Source organism: Haemophilus parainfluenzae (assembly GCF_014931415.1).
Classification (GTDB): Bacteria; Pseudomonadota; Gammaproteobacteria; order Enterobacterales; family Pasteurellaceae; genus Haemophilus_D; species Haemophilus_D parainfluenzae_AF.
This window is the reverse complement of sequence record NZ_CP063121.1, coordinates 643,614-661,444: the sequence shown is the minus strand read 5'-3', so window position 1 is coordinate 661,444 and position 17,831 is coordinate 643,614. Positions and strand designations below refer to the sequence as shown.

16 protein-coding genes, 3 tRNA genes and 1 riboswitch are annotated in these 17,831 nt (G+C 41.0%); of the genes, 6 read left to right on the top strand and 13 right to left on the bottom strand.

Going from position 1 to position 17,831, the window contains the following annotated elements; translation table 11 throughout:
* Window positions 1–158: 158 nt before the first annotated feature.
* From hemG to INP93_RS03270, 3 genes are read right to left on the bottom strand one after another with little or no spacing between them, the layout of a single operon-like run.
* Window positions 159–665 carry a menaquinone-dependent protoporphyrinogen IX dehydrogenase gene (hemG, locus tag INP93_RS03280; protein WP_197545132.1) on the bottom strand — a complete coding sequence of 169 codons (507 nt, stop codon included), beginning with the start codon at window positions 663–665 and terminating at the stop codon, window positions 159–161.
* Window positions 665–2,128: a TrkH family potassium uptake protein gene (locus INP93_RS03275; RefSeq protein ID WP_197545131.1), complete on the bottom strand. Its 1,464-nt coding sequence runs from the start codon at window positions 2,126–2,128 to the stop codon at window positions 665–667. The genes hemG and INP93_RS03275 overlap by 1 nt, the downstream gene beginning before the upstream one ends.
* Before the next feature lie 10 nt (window positions 2,129–2,138).
* Entirely contained in the window at window positions 2,139–2,750 is a 612-nt protein-coding gene (locus INP93_RS03270) for a YigZ family protein (protein ID WP_197545130.1), read from the bottom strand.
* Between the two features lie 115 nt (window positions 2,751–2,865).
* Between INP93_RS03270 and tusA the strand changes: the two genes are divergently transcribed.
* Window positions 2,866–3,105, top strand: coding sequence for a sulfurtransferase TusA (tusA, locus tag INP93_RS03265; protein ID WP_005697464.1), 240 nt, complete (start codon window positions 2,866–2,868; stop codon window positions 3,103–3,105).
* Window positions 3,106–3,133: 28 nt separating this feature from the next.
* On the opposite strand, the gene INP93_RS03260 is transcribed toward tusA, so the two are convergent.
* From INP93_RS03260 to selA, 3 genes are read right to left on the bottom strand one after another with little or no spacing between them, the layout of a single operon-like run.
* Complete coding sequence (locus tag INP93_RS03260) at window positions 3,134–4,039, bottom strand: RsiV family protein (RefSeq protein ID WP_197545129.1); 906 nt, start codon at window positions 4,037–4,039, stop codon at window positions 3,134–3,136.
* A gap of 7 nt (window positions 4,040–4,046) precedes the next feature.
* Window positions 4,047–5,906: a selenocysteine-specific translation elongation factor gene (selB, locus tag INP93_RS03255; RefSeq protein ID WP_197545128.1), complete on the bottom strand. Its 1,860-nt coding sequence runs from the start codon at window positions 5,904–5,906 to the stop codon at window positions 4,047–4,049.
* The gene (gene selA / locus INP93_RS03250) at window positions 5,903–7,285 is read right to left on the bottom strand and encodes an L-seryl-tRNA(Sec) selenium transferase (RefSeq protein WP_197545127.1); all 1,383 of its coding nucleotides are present in this window, start codon (window positions 7,283–7,285) and stop codon (window positions 5,903–5,905) included. Before selA ends, selB begins: the two co-directional genes overlap by 4 nt.
* 72 nt (window positions 7,286–7,357) lie before the next feature.
* Here selA and INP93_RS03245 point away from each other — a divergent pair.
* Window positions 7,358–7,452 (top strand) — tRNA-Sec (locus INP93_RS03245).
* Window positions 7,453–7,603: 151 nt separating this feature from the next.
* Here the strand turns inward: INP93_RS03245 and tuf are convergent.
* The 4 genes from tuf to rpsL form a co-directional block, all read right to left on the bottom strand.
* Window positions 7,604–8,788, bottom strand: coding sequence for an elongation factor Tu (tuf, locus tag INP93_RS03240; protein WP_005635637.1), 1,185 nt, complete (start codon window positions 8,786–8,788; stop codon window positions 7,604–7,606).
* Between the two features lie 65 nt (window positions 8,789–8,853).
* Window positions 8,854–10,956, bottom strand: coding sequence for an elongation factor G (gene fusA, locus INP93_RS03235; protein WP_197545126.1), 2,103 nt, complete (start codon window positions 10,954–10,956; stop codon window positions 8,854–8,856).
* An 84-nt stretch (window positions 10,957–11,040) separates the two neighbouring features.
* Entirely contained in the window at window positions 11,041–11,511 is a 471-nt protein-coding gene (rpsG, locus tag INP93_RS03230; protein WP_005699184.1) for a 30S ribosomal protein S7, read from the bottom strand.
* Window positions 11,512–11,657: 146 nt separating this feature from the next.
* Window positions 11,658–12,032, bottom strand: coding sequence for a 30S ribosomal protein S12 (rpsL, locus tag INP93_RS03225; protein ID WP_005543325.1), 375 nt, complete (start codon window positions 12,030–12,032; stop codon window positions 11,658–11,660).
* 258 nt (window positions 12,033–12,290) lie between these two features.
* On the opposite strand from rpsL, the gene INP93_RS03220 reads away from it, so the two are divergent.
* Together INP93_RS03220 and dusA are read left to right on the top strand one after the other, a co-directional pair.
* Window positions 12,291–13,676 carry a chloride channel protein gene (locus INP93_RS03220; protein ID WP_197545125.1) on the top strand — a complete coding sequence of 462 codons (1,386 nt, stop codon included), beginning with the start codon at window positions 12,291–12,293 and terminating at the stop codon, window positions 13,674–13,676.
* A gap of 3 nt (window positions 13,677–13,679) precedes the next feature.
* A complete protein-coding gene (gene dusA / locus INP93_RS03215; protein ID WP_197545124.1) occupies window positions 13,680–14,666 on the top strand; it encodes a tRNA dihydrouridine(20/20a) synthase DusA in 987 nt (328 codons plus the stop codon).
* A 70-nt stretch (window positions 14,667–14,736) separates the two neighbouring features.
* Here dusA and ribB read toward each other — a convergent pair whose 3' ends face one another.
* The gene (gene ribB, locus INP93_RS03210; protein ID WP_014064365.1) at window positions 14,737–15,384 is read right to left on the bottom strand and encodes a 3,4-dihydroxy-2-butanone-4-phosphate synthase; all 648 of its coding nucleotides are present in this window, start codon (window positions 15,382–15,384) and stop codon (window positions 14,737–14,739) included.
* A gap of 88 nt (window positions 15,385–15,472) precedes the next feature.
* A riboswitch (FMN riboswitch) is annotated at window positions 15,473–15,648 on the bottom strand.
* 127 nt (window positions 15,649–15,775) lie between these two features.
* Between ribB and nadR the strand changes: the two genes are divergently transcribed.
* On the top strand, window positions 15,776–16,885 hold the full coding sequence (nadR, locus tag INP93_RS03205) for a multifunctional transcriptional regulator/nicotinamide-nucleotide adenylyltransferase/ribosylnicotinamide kinase NadR (RefSeq protein ID WP_197545123.1): 1,110 nt from the start codon (window positions 15,776–15,778) through the stop codon (window positions 16,883–16,885).
* A gap of 1 nt (window position 16,886) precedes the next feature.
* Complete coding sequence (locus INP93_RS03200) at window positions 16,887–17,567, top strand: metallophosphoesterase family protein (RefSeq protein ID WP_197545122.1); 681 nt, start codon at window positions 16,887–16,889, stop codon at window positions 17,565–17,567.
* Window positions 17,568–17,620: 53 nt separating this feature from the next.
* Here the strand turns inward: INP93_RS03200 and INP93_RS03195 are convergent.
* Together INP93_RS03195 and INP93_RS03190 are read right to left on the bottom strand one after the other, a co-directional pair.
* Window positions 17,621–17,697 (bottom strand) — tRNA-Arg (locus INP93_RS03195).
* A 53-nt stretch (window positions 17,698–17,750) separates the two neighbouring features.
* A tRNA-Arg gene (locus tag INP93_RS03190) sits at window positions 17,751–17,827 on the bottom strand.
* Window positions 17,828–17,831 lie beyond the last annotated feature (4 nt).

The window sequence follows — 17,831 nt, the reverse complement described above, 5'->3', positions numbered from 1 at the left end:
TTTCTTAAGAGTCACAACAGCGCGTCGTTGTGTGGGGCGTATTATAGGCATTTCAGATACCTTTGCAAGATCTTTTTGTAAAAAAACGTAAATTTTTTCTTAGTTGAAGATCTTTTAATCAAATCGTCTAAAAAACACTATTTTTATGGTGTTTTATTCTACGAATTCAGGCTTTCTGCAAATGTCTTTACTTTTCCCCAATCGGTATATTCAATTTCTTTGGTCGTATCTGTTTCGCCATTTGTAATTTTCATAATCAATTGGATCATGACACGATCAATCCATTTATAGCGCGGATATAGCAATGCCCCTGCAAACACGCCAACTTTTTCCGGCGTCCATTTTATACGTTGAAGGAACTTACGCACATAGACATTTCCCTCTGGCGTATCTTTTCCTTCTTTTCTCGCTGTCAAATTTACACCAAAAAAGACCGCACTTTTTGCATTCAGCAATTCATGATGGCGTTCCACAAAATGGTATAACTGTTTATTAAAATGACCATAGCGAATGGATGCCCCAATAATCACCCGATCAAAAAATGGAAGATCCAGTTCCTCCGTTAACGGTGAAACCACTACTTCTCCTTCAAGATACTGAGCCATAAATTCAGCAATCTTTTTTGTTTGCCCATCGTGGCTTGAATATAAAATTAATGTTTTCATTATTCCTTCCAAAATGCCGGTGTGAAAAGCGCCAATAGTGTGAATATTTCTAAACGACCGCACACCATCGCAATAGTTAGTACCCATTTAGCACTATCTGGCATCGCTGTCATATTACTGCTTACTGAACCTAAGCCTGGTCCAAGGTTATTAATACTTGCCAACACTGCATTAAAGGCATCAAAAGGTGCAACACCGCAGGCAATCACACTTAACAAACAAATAGTGAATACCAATAGATATGCAGAGAAAAAGGCCCAAATACTTCCAATCACACGTTCATCAAGAACATTTTTACCCCATTTAATTGGATACACTAAATTTGGGTGAACAAATCGCTTCAGCTCTCTCGCACCTTGAAGGTATAACACTAAAATCCGTGCAACACGCAAACCGCCACCAACTGATCCCGCACAGCCTCCAATAAAAGAGGCAATGATTAATAGCATCGGCACAAAGGAAGGCCACTCAGCGAAATTTGATGTGGTGTAACCTGTTGTTGTTGAGATCGATACCGCTTGGAATACGACTTGCTCAAAATCTTGCCATGAGGAGTCAAAATATTGATGGCTTATCATCACCAATGTACAAGCCACGATAAGCAAAATTTGAATACTCATAAAGAAGCGGAATTCTGGATCTTTTGTATAAATCTTCAAAATATTTTCTCGCCCTAAAGTCGAAAATGCTCTGAAGTGCAATGCGAAGTTACAAGCCGAAATCCACAGGAAAATGACGGTGATAAAATTAATCGCCGAACTATTAAAATAGCCGATGCTGGCATCATGCGTAGAAAAACCGCCAATAGATACGGTTGAAAAACTATGCGTAATCGCATCGAACGGTGTCATACCCGCTAGCCAATAAGCCAAAGCACAAGACATGGTTAAAAAGAAATAAACAAACCACAGCGCCTTTGCCGTCTCCGCTATCCGTGGCTGAATTTTCTGATCTTTCATTGGGCCTGACATTTCTGCACGGTATAACTGCATTCCGCCAATACCTAATAAAGGAATAATCGCAATCGCAAGTACGATGATCCCCATCCCGCCTAACCATTGTAAAAATTGGCGGTAAAACAGAATGGCTTTCGGTAAATTATCTAATCCCGTCATGACAGTGGCACCCGTGGTTGTTAACCCGGAAAATGCTTCAAAGACGGCGGAAGCCACTGTTAAATGAGGTGAATCAAATAATAGCAATGGCAGGGTTGCTAGACCGCCCAAAACGAACCAAAATGCCACCACAATTAAGAAACCATCTCGAGACCGCAATTCTTGTTTGTGGTGATGACAAGGCCACCAAAGCAATATGCCCACGGTTAAGCTTAATGCAAAAGCTTGCATAAACGCTTTACCGCCGCCATCACCATAAATAAGCGCCACAAAGGCTGGAATCAGCATCGTACCGGAAAAGCACATGATCAAAATGCCGATAATCCGAATAATGGATAAAATATGCACAATATCTCGCTTAATTCATTTCTTCTAATTTCAACGTTCCTGCCGAACGCTCAATTAATGCTTGTTCAAAAGGTTTAATTTGATCTTCACTAATGCCTAACTGCAATGTAATCTGCACTTGAAAATCTTGCTGATAAATTTCAATTTGATGCTGTTCACATAAAATTTGGAGCCAATTTAATTGTGCATAATCACAATGAACTTGGAATAACTGACGTTCGACTTTTCGTTCAGTTTCTAATAATTTTAAAGCTTGCTGCACACCATTTCCATAAGCACGAACTAAACCGCCAGTGCCTAATAAAATGCCGCCATAATAACGAACAACAACGGCACTGATTTCACCAACTTGGCTACCTTGTAAAGCCGACAGCATCGGTTTCCCTGCAGTACCTGCTGGCTCACCGTCATCGGAAAAGCCTAATTGTTGAGAATCCGTTGGCTTGCCGGCCACTGCCGCCCAACAATGATGGCGGGCATTAGGGTGCTGCGCTTTAATTTCTGCCCAAAAAGCTTTGGCTTGTTCAAGTCCTTCCGTATGTTGCAAATACGTGATAAATCGACTTTTCTTAATTTCTTCTTCAAAAACGACCGCACTTTTGGGGATAAGGTATTCAGCCATGGAATATTATTCAAGTAAATTTGTTGCGTAGTTTATCATTGATAGCGGATTTATCGAAATTTCCCCATAATTATTGTATGATGTAGCTCAATTTCAATAAAACTAATGAATAACAATGACTGAAATTACTGTCGATAAAACCCTTGATACCGTTGGTTTACGTTGTCCTGAACCTGTAATGCTCGTGAGAAAAAACATTCGCCACATGAATGAAGGTGAAGTATTGCTTATTTTAGCGGACGACCCTGCCACTACTCGCGATATTCCCAGCTTCTGCCAATTTATGGAACATACGCTTTTAGCGAGTGAAACCCAAGACACACCTTTCAAATACTGGGTGAAAAAAGGTCAATAAAAATGCGGTCAATACTGACCGCACTTTGTTATTCGACAGTATTACTCGAAATGGGATAATACTGTTTCTGAAGAAATTCAGGCTTCAATAAAGCAGAGGCATTCCACCACTCAATCACCAGCTCCTGTGGTCCTTCTGCATAAGACGCAATTTCATACACGTTATATACAAAATGAATTCCATCATGATCTAAATAGAAATTGTCGGTCACCTCAAAAGCATCTTTTGATGTAAATGCTTCCTCATCTTTTACCTCGCCGTATCGAGTGTAACGTTCCCAAAGCAACTCTTTTAATTTAGCTTGCTGGTTTGGTTTAAAAACATCATCAAATGAAAGTAGTTTTTTCGTTTCTAAATCAACATTAATATAATGGTAGCCACCAACTCCATGAGCCCCACCACCATAGCTGTAATAGTTTATTAAAAATACAGCAAGCTTACCTCTTTGATGATTAAATGCTAAATCTAAGGTTTCATCAATCCCCATTATCGGAGATTCCAACATTTCTTTTTTAGCTTCATCATATGCTTTTTGGTAATCCTCAATAAGCTGCTCGCGGCTTCTTGGTTTACCATCAGCATTTTTTGAAATTTGCTCTAAAAGTAGTTTATCTAGCCACTCAATATTCGTTTTTAGTGTAGAAATACTGTAATGAAGTTTACCTTCAGTAGGAACATATTCATCCTCTTTGGTCGATTTAGGGTATTTGATGGTTTCCTCTTTATCAAAAATCACATCATCTTGAGCAATAATTGCCGGAATAACCTTCTCAGCCTTCTCTTTTTCAGTTTTTAATTGCGTATTTTCTGCCGTCAGTTGCGCAATTGTCTGTGTTTGTTGCTCAATCGTTGCTTTCGCTTCTTTATCTTCGCAACCTGTTACCGTAGTAAAAAGTGCAGTTAAAATTAAGGCTGAAATCAGTGTCTTTTTCATGTATTACCTATAAATCAAATGTATCTTTATCACGTAGAATATGATCATTGCCTTTACGGCGTAAAAAGCCGGTACGATCAAAATATTCCATCAATTGCACTGTCAGTTTTCGACCAAAGTTCAGTTTATCACGTAATTCATTTACGGCAACTTTACCTTCTTCGCCTGCCATTTCCTTAATTAAGCGAGCATAAGCATAAATGCTTTCAGTCAGGAAAAAACGGTCTTTTACGATTGGCGTAAGATAGCCCAATTTACCCGCTTTATACATAAAGTTACGCATTACACTTTCATCTTGCGCCAAGGCTGTTGCCATATCACGCACCCAAATGGCTTGACCATGTGCTTTCTCAAACTCCGCTAATACGGCTTGCCATAAGCGTTGCTCTTCGGCTGAAAATTGGATTTTGTGTGAAGGCAAATGTAACCAACCACGAGTTTGCTGCAATTGGCCTTCATCAAGCATTTCTTCAATGAAATGATAAATCAGATTTTCTGGTTGGTTTAGTGTCGCAATACGGTATAAACGGGCTTTACTTAAACCAAGCTGATCATTATGTTGTTCATGATAGGTAGCAAGTGCGGTCAAAATTTGCTGCGTTTTTTCACGTTGATAATCACGATTAAAACACCAATTTTGGAAACGAATATCACCGTTTTCAGCCAACGCTTCTGCCAGTTGATTTTCAGTTAGCTGCTCACTCCACATTAGCGCTTGAGCTGAAACCGCCTCTTTTTGTAAGGTTAATCCGATGCGTTGTGTGGCGCTTTGAGCCTGATTAAGTTTAGCTAAGAACGCTAGACGAGCCTCTGTACGCTTATAACGTTTTGGTGAATAAATTTCGAGTACCTTCGCCCCACCAATTAATATTTTGGCATCGCCACTACGTAAAATTAATTTATCCCCGAAGGCCAAAAATAATGGCTGCTCTAAAATGACTTCCGCCAAAGTGCGGTCATTTTTCATTGCATTTTTGCTTTCAAGCAAAGTAAGCTTACCTGTTGTGCGGCTTGCTGCATGATAAATGTGCACAGGCTGACTGTCTTTCAAATTCACTTCAGGCGTAATTTCAATGGTAATACGACCTGTTGGCTCAAGTGGTTCTGAAGCTAACAACCAATCGCCGCGTTGCATTGGAATACGATCTAAATCGACATTTAAATTGAGAGCTAAGCGTTGACCAGCCAAGCCTTTCTCGCTCGGTGTATTTTGAGCATGGATATTTTTAACACGAACCTTTTGTCCCGTAGAAAGGAAGAGTTCATCATCAATGGATACAGTACCCGCAAATGCTGTGCCCGTTACCACTGTCCCCGCCCCTTTCACGCTAAAGACACGGTCGATAGCATAACGAAACGGTTTATTTATTTCGGCTAATTCCGGTAAATTGGCTAAATAATCACGTAACGCATCAATGCCTAAGCCCGTTTGTGCCGATGTAATAAAATAATGAGATTCAGCTAAGAATGGATAATCTGTCTGAATTTGTGTTTTTAGTGCCTCAATTTGCTCATTTGTTGCTCGGTCAGCCTTGGTAATCACTACCATGATTTCAGTAAATTGAAGCTGACGTAAAATCGCTAAGTGTTCTTTAGTTTGTGCGGCAATCCCTTCATCGGCTGCAACAATAAGCATGGCATAATGCACACCACCAAGCCCGGCCAACATGTTGGCGAGAAACTTTTCATGGCCAGGTACATCAATAAACCCGAGCACTTTCTCTTTTAAAGGTAAATAGGCATAGCCTAAATCAATAGTCATGCCACGTTTTTTTTCTTCCGGCAAATGGGCGGTATTCGTACCTGTCAGTGCTTTTAAAAGGGCTGTTTTACCATGATCGACGTGCCCTGATGTAACTATGATCATAATTTTTCCACCGTATCTAATAATGCCTTAAAGTCAGCCACGCTACGTAAATCTAACCAAATCTTTCCTTTCTCAACACGGCCAATTATCGGCTGTTCTAACGCTTTGAATATTGCTAAAAGTGCGGTCAATTTTGCCTCTGTTTTTTCGGCAATCGTTACCGCAATAGAAGGAATCGTCGCCATCGGTTGAGAGCCACTCCCAATCTGAGCAAAACTTTCTTCAATTTCAACCTGGTAATCTTTTAAGCGGCTTGCTAAACAGACTTTAAGTTGTTCGGCTTTTTCTTTTAATACATCCATCGATTGGGTGAGTAAATGTAAAGTTGGCAACGTTTCAGTGAGTTTTTCGGGTTGGAGATAAAGGCGTAATGTTGCCTCAAGCCCGGCTAAAATCACTTTATCACAACGCAACACGCGCTTTAATGGATGAGCTTGTAACTGAGCAATCCACTCTTTTTTACCAACAATAATGCCAGCTTGTGTTCCGCCCAATAATTTATCACCCGAGAATGACACCAAGTTTACGCCTTGTGCAACTTTTTCTTGTACCGTTGGCTCATTTGGTAAATCATATTGGCTTAGATCAATCAATGCACCACTACCAAGATCCGTAATTACTGGAATATCAAACTCTCGCCCAAGATCAACCAACTCTTGTTCTGAAACCGAAGCAGTAAATCCACTAATATGATAGTTACTGCAATGTACTTTCATTAAGAAGGCGGTATTTTCATTAATTGCTTGACGATAATCTTTCAAATGTGTGCGGTTTGTGGTACCCACTTCAACAAGTTTACAGCCTGCTTGAGTCATAATGTCAGGGATGCGAAATGCGCCACCGATTTCAATTAACTCACCACGAGAAATAACCACTTCTTTATCTTTTGCAAAAGTAGCTAACATCAAGAGTACGGCTGCCGCATTATTATTCACAATACAAGCAGCTTCTGCACCGGTAAGTTGCGCAAGTAGTTCACTAATATAATTATCTCGATGACTGCGTTTGCCTTCTTCCAAATCATATTCCAGCGCAACGTTACCTTTCATCGCATGAAGTGCCGCTTGTTGTGCACTTTCAGCCCATAATGCTCGCCCTAAATTTGTATGTAATACCGTGCCCGTTAAGTTATGAACTGATTTAATCTGCACATGATTTTGTTGAGTCAATCGTTCTTGTAAATAATGCAATGTACTCAGATGATCGGCAAAAAAGTGCGGTAAGTTTTGGTGTTGTTTGATAAACTCGCGTCCTTCAGACAATAATCGGCGCAACTCGCGTACAACGGCTGAATGACCAAATTCAGTTAAAAGCATTTCACCTTCTGGTGTTTTTAAAAATTTATCTACCGAAGGAAGTTGTTGAAAAAGTGCGGTCATTTTTAATTCCTATTTCAAAATGGCGTTGAATTGCGAACTAATTTACGCTAAAGTAACCGCAATTTCAATAACGGAAGGTCGTCATCTCCGGTGAGGTGGCAGGACTTCAAATCCTGTTGGGGACGCCAGCGTTCCCGGGTGGGTTCAACTCCCATGACCTTCCGCCACTTTTTTTTTCCTCCAACAAATATTTCTCTCTTCCTAACATTCACATTTTTAATTTGAATTTTCATTATAATTTTGCGGAATTTTAGGCAAACAAAAAGGCGTATCTTTCGATACGCCTTCTTAATCTAACTGTTACAGTTAATACATCAATTATTTGATGATTTTCGCAACAACGCCAGCACCTACTGTACGGCCACCTTCACGGATTGCGAAACGTAAACCTTGATCCATCGCGATTGGGTGGATTAAGCTTACTGTCATTTTGATGTTATCACCAGGCATTACCATTTCCACGCCTTCTGGTAATTCGATTGTACCAGTTACGTCAGTTGTACGGAAATAGAACTGTGGACGGTAACCTTTGAAGAATGGAGTGTGACGACCACCTTCATCTTTTGATAATACGTAAACTTCTGATTCGAAATCAGTGTGTGGAGTGATTGAACCTGGTTTCGCTAATACTTGACCACGTTCGATTTCTTCACGTTTGGTACCACGTAATAATGCACCGATGTTTTCACCTGCACGACCTTCGTCAAGTAATTTACGGAACATTTCAACACCAGTTACTGTTGTTTTCGCTGTTGGTTTGATACCAACGATTTCAACTTCATCACCAGTACGGATGATACCACGCTCAACACGACCTGTTACTACTGTACCACGACCTGAAATTGAGAACACGTCTTCGATTGGAAGAAGGAACGGTTGGTCAATTGCACGCTCTGGTTCAGGAATGTAAGTATCTAAGTGGTTTGCTAACTCAAGGATTTTTTCTTCCCATTCTGCAACGCCGTTTAATGCTTGTAATGCAGAACCACGTACGATTGGAGTATCGTCACCTGGGAAGTCATATTGAGAAAGAAGTTCACGAACTTCCATTTCTACTAATTCTAATAACTCTTCGTCATCTACCATGTCGCATTTGTTTAAGAATACGATGATGTAAGGTACACCTACTTGGCGACCTAATAAGATGTGCTCACGAGTTTGTGGCATTGGACCATCTGTTGCTGCTACTACTAAAATAGCACCGTCCATTTGCGCCGCACCGGTAATCATGTTTTTAACATAGTCCGCGTGTCCTGGGCAGTCAACGTGTGCGTAGTGACGAGTTGGAGTATCGTATTCAACGTGTGAGGTGTTGATGGTGATACCACGCGCTTTTTCTTCTGGCGCGTTATCGATTTGGTCGAATGCACGAGCTGCACCACCGTAGTGTTTTGCTAATACGGTTGTGATTGCTGCTGTTAAAGTTGTTTTACCGTGGTCAACGTGGCCGATTGTACCCACGTTTACGTGCGGTTTTGTACGTTCAAATTTTTCTTTAGACATTTGTTTAGTTTCCTAGAAAATGCTCTATAAGCCATTCGACTTATAGAGCGGATTGTTACAAAAAATTATTTTTTACGCGCTTCAATTACTGCAGCAGCAACACTTGTTGGCGCTTCAGCATATTTTAACGGTTCCATTGAGTATGATGCACGACCTTGAGTTTGTGAACGTAAGTCTGTTGCATAACCGAACATTTCAGAAAGTGGAACTTCTGCATCGATTTTAACAACGAATTCATTCGCTTCTTGACCGTTAACCATAGCACGACGACGGCTTAAGTCACCGATTACATCACCCACATACTCAGGTGGAGTTTCTACTTCAACTTTCATGATTGGCTCAAGTAGAACTGGGTTTGCTTTAGCGAACGCTGCTTTAAATGCTAAAGAAGCCGCTAATTTAAACGCTAATTCTGATGAGTCAACATCATGGTATGAACCGAAGTGTAAACGTACACCAATATCTACTACCGGATAACCCGCTAATGGACCAGATTTAAGCTGTTCTTGGATACCTTTATCAACTGCAGGAATGTATTCACCAGGGATTACACCACCTTTGATTTCGTTTACAAATTCGTAACCAGGACCTTCTGGATCTAATGGGTATAAGTCAATAACAACGTGACCATATTGACCGCGACCACCAGATTGTTTTGCGTGTTTACCTTCCACATCGTTAACACGAGTGCGGATAGTTTCACGGTAAGATACTTGTGGTTTACCGATGTTAGCTTCCACTTTAAACTCACGTTTCATACGGTCAACGATGATGTCTAAGTGTAACTCACCCATACCAGAAATAATGGTTTCGCCAGATTCTTCATCAGTGTGTACACGGAATGAAGGGTCTTCTTGAGCAAGACGACCTAATGCAAGACCCATTTTTTCTTGGTCAGCTTTAGTTTTAGGTTCTACTGCTACAGAGATTACTGGCTCTGGGAATTCCATACGCTCAAGGATGATTGGTGCTTCGATTGCACATAATGTATCACCCGTAGTGACATCTTTTAAGCCGATTGCTGCAGCGATATCGCCCGCACGAACTTCTTTGATTTCTTCACGTTTGTTAGCGTGCATCTGTACGATACGACCAAAACGTTCACGTTTTTGACGTACAGAGTTTAATACTGTATCACCAGAGTTAATTACACCTGAGTACACACGGAAGAAGGTTAAGTTACCTACGAATGGGTCAGTTGCAATTTTGAATGCTAATGAAGAGAACGGCTCATCATCGCTTGCGTGACGTTCACCTTCAGTTTCATCTGGGTTGATACCTTTGATTGCTGGAATATCAGTTGGTGCTGGTAAGTATTCAACAACTGCATCAAGCATTGCTTGAACACCTTTGTTTTTGAATGCAGAACCACAAGTTACCAAGATGATTTCGTTTGCTAATGAGCGTTGACGAAGACCTGCTTTAATTTCTTCTTCGCTTAAGTCTTCACCACCAAGATATTTTTCCATTAATTCTTCAGTTGCTTCAGCTGCTGCATCAACAAGGTTTTGACGCCATTCTTCACACGCTGCTTGCATATCTGCAGGAATATCTTCATAAGTGAAGGTCATACCTTGGTCAGCTTCGTTCCAGTTGATCGCTTTCATTTTGATCAAATCAACAACACCAGTGAAACTTTCTTCTGCACCGATTGGAAGTTGAAGAGGAACAGCATTCGCACCTAAACGAGTTTTAAGTTGTTCAACAACACGTAAGAAGTTAGCACCAGTACGGTCCATTTTGTTTACGAACGCGATACGTGGAACTTGATATTTGTTAGCTTGACGCCATACAGTTTCAGACTGAGGTTGAACACCACCAACTGCACAGTAAACCATTACCGCACCATCAAGAACACGCATAGAACGTTCTACTTCAACAGTAAAGTCTACGTGTCCCGGGGTATCGATAACGTTAATACGGTGCTGTGGGAACTGTTGTGACATACCAGACCAGAATGCGGTAGTTGCCGCAGAGGTAATGGTAATACCACGCTCTTGTTCCTGTTCCATCCAGTCCATTGTTGCTGCACCATCGTGTACTTCACCAATTTTGTGACTTACACCAGTGTAGAATAAGATACGTTCAGTGGTAGTAGTTTTACCAGCATCAATGTGCGCACTAATACCGATATTACGATATCTTTCAATAGGGGTTGTACGAGCCATTATTATAACCTTGTTAAGTTTAATATCTGTTTATATAAGGGTAAGGCTTCATCGAGGATGAAGCCCTTAAATTTTAAAAGCGTATTACCAACGGAAGTGAGCAAATGCTTTGTTAGCTTCAGCCATACGGTGAACGTCTTCACGTTTTTTCACTGCTGCGCCTTTGTTATCTGATGCATCAGATAATTCATTTGCAAGACGTAAAGCCATTGATTTATCACCGCGTTTACGTGCAGCTTCAACGATCCAACGCATACCTAATGCGTTACGACGAACTGGACGTACTTCAACTGGCACTTGGTAAGTAGAACCACCAACACGACGAGATTTAACCTCAACGGTTGGGCGAACGTTTTCAAGTGCAATTTCAAATGCTTCTAAAGGTTCTTTACCTGTGCGTTCTGCAAGTTTGTCTAACGCACCGTAAACGATGGTTTCAGCAACGGATTTTTTACCGTCTACCATTAATACATTAATAAATTTTGCAAGTAACTCTGAACCGAACTTCGGATCTGGAAGAATCTTGCGTGGTTCAACACTACGACGACGTGGCATTGCGAATTTCTCCGTATATTTAATCTTCAGGATATCCAAAACTCTATAAAAATTAACCGCACTTTAAAGTGAGCTAATGTGATACTGGAGTTTCTGATTTAAATTTTTACTAATTTAGACGTTTGGCCTTACTTAACGGAGTTCCATTAAGCTTTAGGACGTTTAACGCCGTATTTAGAACGACCTTGTTTACGATCTTTAACGCCTGCACAGTCTAATGCGCCGCGTACAGTGTGGTAACGAACACCTGGTAAGTCTTTAACACGACCACCACGGATAAGCACAACACTGTGCTCTTGAAGGTTGTGACCTTCGCCGCCGATGTAAGAAGTTACTTCAAAGCCATTAGTTAAACGAATACGACATACTTTACGTAATGCTGAGTTCGGTTTTTTAGGTGTAGTTGTGTATACACGAGTGCACACACCACGTTTCTGCGGGCAAGCCTCTAATGCAGGAACGTTACTTTTTACAACCTTTTTCACACGCGGTTTGCGTACTAGCTGGTTGATAGTTGCCATTAAAAAAGCTCCAGTTTAAATGTTATTCATAATAGAATGTTTGTTACAAAATCTATCTCTCCATCCAATAGACAGAAGAAATAGACGCTGAATTTTAATGGTTTCACCTCGCATTGTCAATATTTAAACAGAAATAGGATCGCAAAGGATCGCTTAGCAAAAAATTCAGATAAAACAGACCACACTTTGCCAAATCAATTGCCTGTCTATGATGAGGGTTTTATAATTTCAAACAGAATTATTTTGTTGGCAATCATTATGTTACGTTCATTTATTTTTCATTTACGTTATTTCTATCACAAAAAGCTTCGACAAACGCATCGTATCTCTCATAAAACACTCGAGTTTGTATGTTTACTGATTGGTGCGACGTTTGTTGCCCTCTTTTCCTTTGGATTTGCCAAGCTAGCCGATATCGGACTTGAATTTAATGCCTATTGGTCTGCCAAATACCCTCTCGCCGTTTGGATTATTTTACCGCTTGGTCTTGCTTTTCTCACCTGGTTTACCGCTAAATACACGCCTTATGTTGGTGGTAGCGGTATTCCACAAGTGATTGCCTCCATTAATCTTCCTTACAATGGCTATAAAACGAAACTGGTTAAATTTCGCCAAACCATTTGGAAAATTCCGCTTACTTTTTTTGCAATGGTTATCGGTGCGTCTGTTGGGCGTGAAGGTCCTTCTGTTCAAGTCGGTGCTGCTGTTATGCTGAGTTGGGGAAATTTCTGTCGTAAATATAACTTTGCTTTCCGTGGATTAAGTACGAATGAACTCGTCGCAACCGGTGCGGCAGGTGGTCTTGCTGCCGCATTTAATGCCCCTTTGGCTGGGGTGATTTTTGCCATTGAAGAATTGGGTCGAGGCGTGATGTTACGCTGGGAACGCCGCGTATTACTTGGGGTATTAGCAGCGGGTTTTATTTTGGTAGCGATTCAAGGCAATAGCCCTTACTTTCCAGCCTATAAAGGCGCGACCACTATTCCTTATTTATATCTTTGGCTTGCCGTTTGTGGCGTAGTTTGTGGCGTACTGGGTGGTATATTTGGGCGACTCCTTGCAAAAGGATTAGCGGGACTCTCTCCACTCAAATGGCGTGATTGGATCCGCAAACACCCCATTTACATTGCCTTATTACTCGGTTTAGTACTTGCCGCGATGGGTACTTACAGCGAAGGGCAAACCTATGGAACAGGTTATGATGTGGTCGCCAGAGCATTAGAAGGGCAACTCGTTTCACCTGAAGTAGGGATCCTAAAACTCTTCGCAACGGTTACGACTTATTGGAATGGCATCGCGGGCGGAATTTTTACGCCATCTCTCACTACCGGTGCAGGCATTGGCACCATGTTATGGGAAATCAGCAATGGCATGGTTGATCAACGGTTCCTCGTCATTTTATGTATGGCCGCCTTTTTAGCCGGCGGCACACAATCCCCTGTGACAGCCAGCGTAGTGGTGATGGAAATGACAGGGGCTCAACCTGTGCTGATTTGGCTCTTGATTTCCAGTATCATTGCCTCCATAATTTCGCGCCAATTTAGTCCGAAACCTTTTTACCACTTTGCGGCTGGACGTTTCCGTCAACGAATGCAGGAACAACAAGCAGAAGATCTTCGCCGTAACGAGATTCAAGAGAAATAAAATATGTCAGAAAACCAACCGCACTTTTATCGTGGACGCTTTTCCGTTGCGCCAATGTTAGATTGGACGACACGCCATTGTCGCTATTTTCATCGCCAATTTAGTAAACATGCGTTGCTTTATACCGAAATGGTCACGGCTCCCGCCATTATTCATGCGAAATACGATCATTTAGATTTTGATTTGCAAGAAAACCCGGTTGCCCTACAACTTGGCGGAAGTGATCCCGCACAACTTAGGCATTGTGCCAAATTAGCCGAAGAAAGAGGCTATCATGAAATTAATATGAATGTGGGCTGCCCTTCCGATCGCGTGCAAAATGGCATGTTTGGTGCGTGTTTGATGGCAAAAGCAGATTTAGTAGCTGAATGTATTGCTGAAATGCAAAATGTTGTGAATATTCCTGTCACCGTGAAAACGCGTATTGGCATTGATGACTTAGATAGCTATAAATTTCTCTGCGACTTTATCGAAAAAGTCCATCATGCAGGCTGCCAAGAATTTATTGTTCATGCACGAAAAGCCTGGCTTTCAGGATTAAGTCCAAAAGAGAATCGCGAGATTCCCCCTTTGGATTATGATCGTGTTTATCAATTAAAGAAAGATTTTCCACAGTTAACCATTGCTATTAATGGCGGCATTAAAACCATCGAAGAAATGAAATATCATTTACAATTTGTGGATGGCGTGATGGTTGGGCGTGAGGCTTATCAAAATCCATCATTGTTGGGCTATATTGATCAAATGCTTTTTGATGCAAATGCGGATATCGTCACACCAAGACAAGCGGTGGAAGCCATGTTCCCTTATATTGAAAAACAACTGAGCCAAGGTGTTTATTTAAATCATATCGTTCGACATATGCTCGGCGCATTCCAAAACTGCAAAGGGGCAAGACAATGGCGACGCTATTTAAGTGAAAATGCCTTTAAGCAAGGCGCGGGAATCAAAGTGGTCGAAACAGCATTAAGCTTTGTGGAAACCAATTAAGCCTAAAATACAAAGTGCGGTCAGAATTTAAGAGATTTTCTAACCGCACTTTTGTTTTCTGAGTATTTAATTAGCAATGATGTTTTTGGCGATACGCTACTAAATCTTCAATTGTTAATACTACATAACCAAATTTTTTCGCAAATTCGATAATTTCTGGTGCGCGAGCCATAGTGCCATCATCATTTGTGATTTCACAAATCACACCCGCTGGTTTAAAACCACTTAAACGCGCTAAATCAACGGACGCTTCAGTATGACCGCGACGCGTTAAAACACCACCTTCTGCCGCACGTAATGGGAAAACATGTCCTGGACGGTGAAGATCTGTGGGTTTCGCCTGATCTGCAATTGCCGCTTTGATTGTGGTGACACGATCTTGTGCCGATACACCTGTTGACACACCTTCTGCCGCTTCAATCGTCACGGTAAACGCGGTTTTATTCACGCTATTGTTATGCTCAACCATAGGTGGCAAATCAAGCTGTTTACATTGTTCATCGGTGATACATAAACACACGATACCGCTACCATAACGAATAAGTTTTGCCATTTGTTCTGGGGTAATGGTTTCTGCAGGGAAAATTAAATCGCCTTCATTTTCGCGATCTTCATCATCCAATACCAATACGCCATTGCCTTGTTTGAATGCATTCAATGCGTTAATCACCCGTTCTTCTCCGGTCGCACCAAATGCAGATAAAATTGACTGATTCATCGTAATTTCCTTTGTTGTTACGTTAAAATTAACCAGAATCAGGGCTGAGAAATGCAAATAAATAGGACGGAATTGGGAACCCAATCCGTTTTATTCTCTTTCATCCAGACTATACTGTCGGCTTTGGAATTTCACCAAATCTGCTAACCTTAAAAGGACAAAGCGAAACAATTTTGTAAAAACTTAATCAAAATTGACCGCACTTTTAAGTGCTCGTGGGCTGTTACCACCGGTAGGGAATTTCACCCTGCCCTGAGAATGCAGGTCGTAGTATAACGCAAAATGTCACGGTAAAAAATCATTCAATGAAAAATGTTTTTATTTGCACAAAGATTGCATAAAATAGGGCTATACTGCCACTATGCAATGGCGATTTAGCGAAGGATACATTATGTCGAACAAACACGATAAAAAAGTGGGTGTGATTTTTGGGAAATTCTACCCAGTTCATACCGGCCATATTAATATGATTTATGAAGCATTCAGTAAAGTGGATGAACTTCACGTGATTGTCTGTAGCGATACCGAACGTGATTTAAAGCTGTTTTATGATAGTAAAATGAAGCGTATGCCGACGGTACAAGATCGCCTTCGTTGGATGCAACAAATCTTTAAATATCAAAACGATCACATTTTTATTCATCATTTAGTTGAGGATGGCATTCCAAGTTATCCGAATGGTTGGCAAGCTTGGAGTGAAGCGGTAAAAAATCTATTTGAAGAAAAACAATTTACCCCGACGATGGTATTTAGTAGTGAGCCACAAGATAAAGCGCCATATGAAAAATACTTGGGTCTCGAGGTTTCTTTAGTGGATCCTGACCGCTCTTTCTTTAACGTATCTGCAACGAAAATTCGTACTACACCTTTCCAATATTGGAAGTTCATTCCGAAAGAAGTTCGTCCGTTCTTTGCGAAAACCATTGCCATTTTAGGTGGTGAAAGCAGCGGTAAAAGCGTGTTAGTCAGCAAACTGGCTGCCGTATTTAATACCACCTCTGCCTGGGAATATGGTCGTGAATATGTCTTTGAAAAATTAGGTGGCGATGAGCAGGCCATGCAATATTCTGACTATCCACAAATGGCGCTAGGCCACCAACGCTATATTGATTATGCCGTGCGTCATGCTCATAAAGTGGCGATTATTGATACTGATTTCATTACCACGCAGGCTTTTTGTATTCAATACGAAGGCAAAGCCCATCCATTCTTGGATTCTATGATCAAAGAATACCCATTTGATGTCACCATTTTATTGAAAAACAACACAAAGTGGGTGGATGATGGCTTACGTAGTTTAGGTAACCAAAAACAACGTCAACAATTCCAACAATTACTGAAGAAATTGTTAGATAAATACAAAGTACCTTACATTGAAATTGAATCACCAAGTTATTTGGACCGTTATAACCAAGTAAAATCTGTTGTAGAAAAAGTGTTAAATGATGAAGAACTTGAAGGTTTACCACATACTAAACGCACATTAACTACCGAGAAATAAAATGCTTTTATTCGCAGGCGATCCACACGGAAGTTATGAACATCTTTATCCTTTCGTGCAAGAAAATAACAATGTTGCCCTCATTATTTTGGGTGACTTGCAACTTTCTTCACCTGATGAATTAGATAAACTCGCAAAATATTGTGATATTTGGTTTATTCACGGCAATCATGACAGTAAAACCATCGCCGCATTTGAGGCGATTTGGGGTTCACATTGGAAATCGCGTAATTTGCATAATCGTGTTGTTGAAATTCAAGGGCAGCGCATTGCCGGCTTAGGAGGGGTATTCCGTGGACAAATCTGGATGCCACCAAACAAGCCAATGTATTTTGATCCCATCCACTATTGCCAATATAGCTCTCAAGAAAAAATTTGGCGTGGCGGTGTGCCATTGCGCCATCGAACGTCTATTTTCCCTTCCGATATCGAAGCCATTGAAAACGAACAAGCCGATATTCTGATTTGCCACGAAGCACCAAAGCCCCATCCAATGGGATTTCGCGTAATTAATCAACTCGCAGAAAAATTAGGGGTAAGACACGTGTTCCATGGCCATCATCATGATAATGTCGAGTACAAGACAAATTACCCTTATAAAATCACGAATGTCGGTTTTAGAAGTGTTACTGATGCACAAGGAAATTATTTATTAAAAACGATTGATGATCGAGAAAAATAACTGAATTAGTAATTAATTGTTTTTGATAAAAAGAAAAGCTTGAAGAGAGAAGATGGCGCACCCGAAAGGATTCGAACCTTTGACCGCTCGGTTCGTAGCCGAGTACTCTATCCAGCTGAGCTACGGGTGCGTAGTGATGTTTTATTATTCCTGACCATTCTAACTGATAGAGTCGATTTAAAATGGCGCACCCGAGAGGATTCGAACCTCTGACCGCTCGGTTCGTAGCCGAGTACTCTATCCAGCTGAGCTACGGGTGCAGAA

Coding starts and splice junctions, on each gene's coding strand:
- nadR (WP_197545123.1), top strand. CDS start 15,776: ATGTCGAACAAACACGATAAAAAAGTGGGTGTGATTTTTGGGAAATTC.
- tusA (WP_005697464.1), top strand. CDS start 2,866: ATGACTGAAATTACTGTCGATAAAACCCTTGATACCGTTGGTTTACGT.
- INP93_RS03220 (WP_197545125.1), top strand. CDS start 12,291: ATGTTACGTTCATTTATTTTTCATTTACGTTATTTCTATCACAAAAAG.
- rpsL (WP_005543325.1), bottom strand. CDS start 12,032: ATGGCAACTATCAACCAGCTAGTACGCAAACCGCGTGTGAAAAAGGTT.
- tuf (WP_005635637.1), bottom strand. CDS start 8,788: ATGTCTAAAGAAAAATTTGAACGTACAAAACCGCACGTAAACGTGGGT.
- fusA (WP_197545126.1), bottom strand. CDS start 10,956: ATGGCTCGTACAACCCCTATTGAAAGATATCGTAATATCGGTATTAGT.
- INP93_RS03270 (WP_197545130.1), bottom strand. CDS start 2,750: ATGGCTGAATACCTTATCCCCAAAAGTGCGGTCGTTTTTGAAGAAGAA.
- INP93_RS03260 (WP_197545129.1), bottom strand. CDS start 4,039: ATGAAAAAGACACTGATTTCAGCCTTAATTTTAACTGCACTTTTTACT.
- rpsG (WP_005699184.1), bottom strand. CDS start 11,511: ATGCCACGTCGTCGTAGTGTTGAACCACGCAAGATTCTTCCAGATCCG.
- selB (WP_197545128.1), bottom strand. CDS start 5,906: ATGATCATAGTTACATCAGGGCACGTCGATCATGGTAAAACAGCCCTT.
- INP93_RS03200 (WP_197545122.1), top strand. CDS start 16,887: ATGCTTTTATTCGCAGGCGATCCACACGGAAGTTATGAACATCTTTAT.
- selA (WP_197545127.1), bottom strand. CDS start 7,285: ATGACCGCACTTTTTCAACAACTTCCTTCGGTAGATAAATTTTTAAAA.
- hemG (WP_197545132.1), bottom strand. CDS start 665: ATGAAAACATTAATTTTATATTCAAGCCACGATGGGCAAACAAAAAAG.
- ribB (WP_014064365.1), bottom strand. CDS start 15,384: ATGAATCAGTCAATTTTATCTGCATTTGGTGCGACCGGAGAAGAACGG.
- dusA (WP_197545124.1), top strand. CDS start 13,680: ATGTCAGAAAACCAACCGCACTTTTATCGTGGACGCTTTTCCGTTGCG.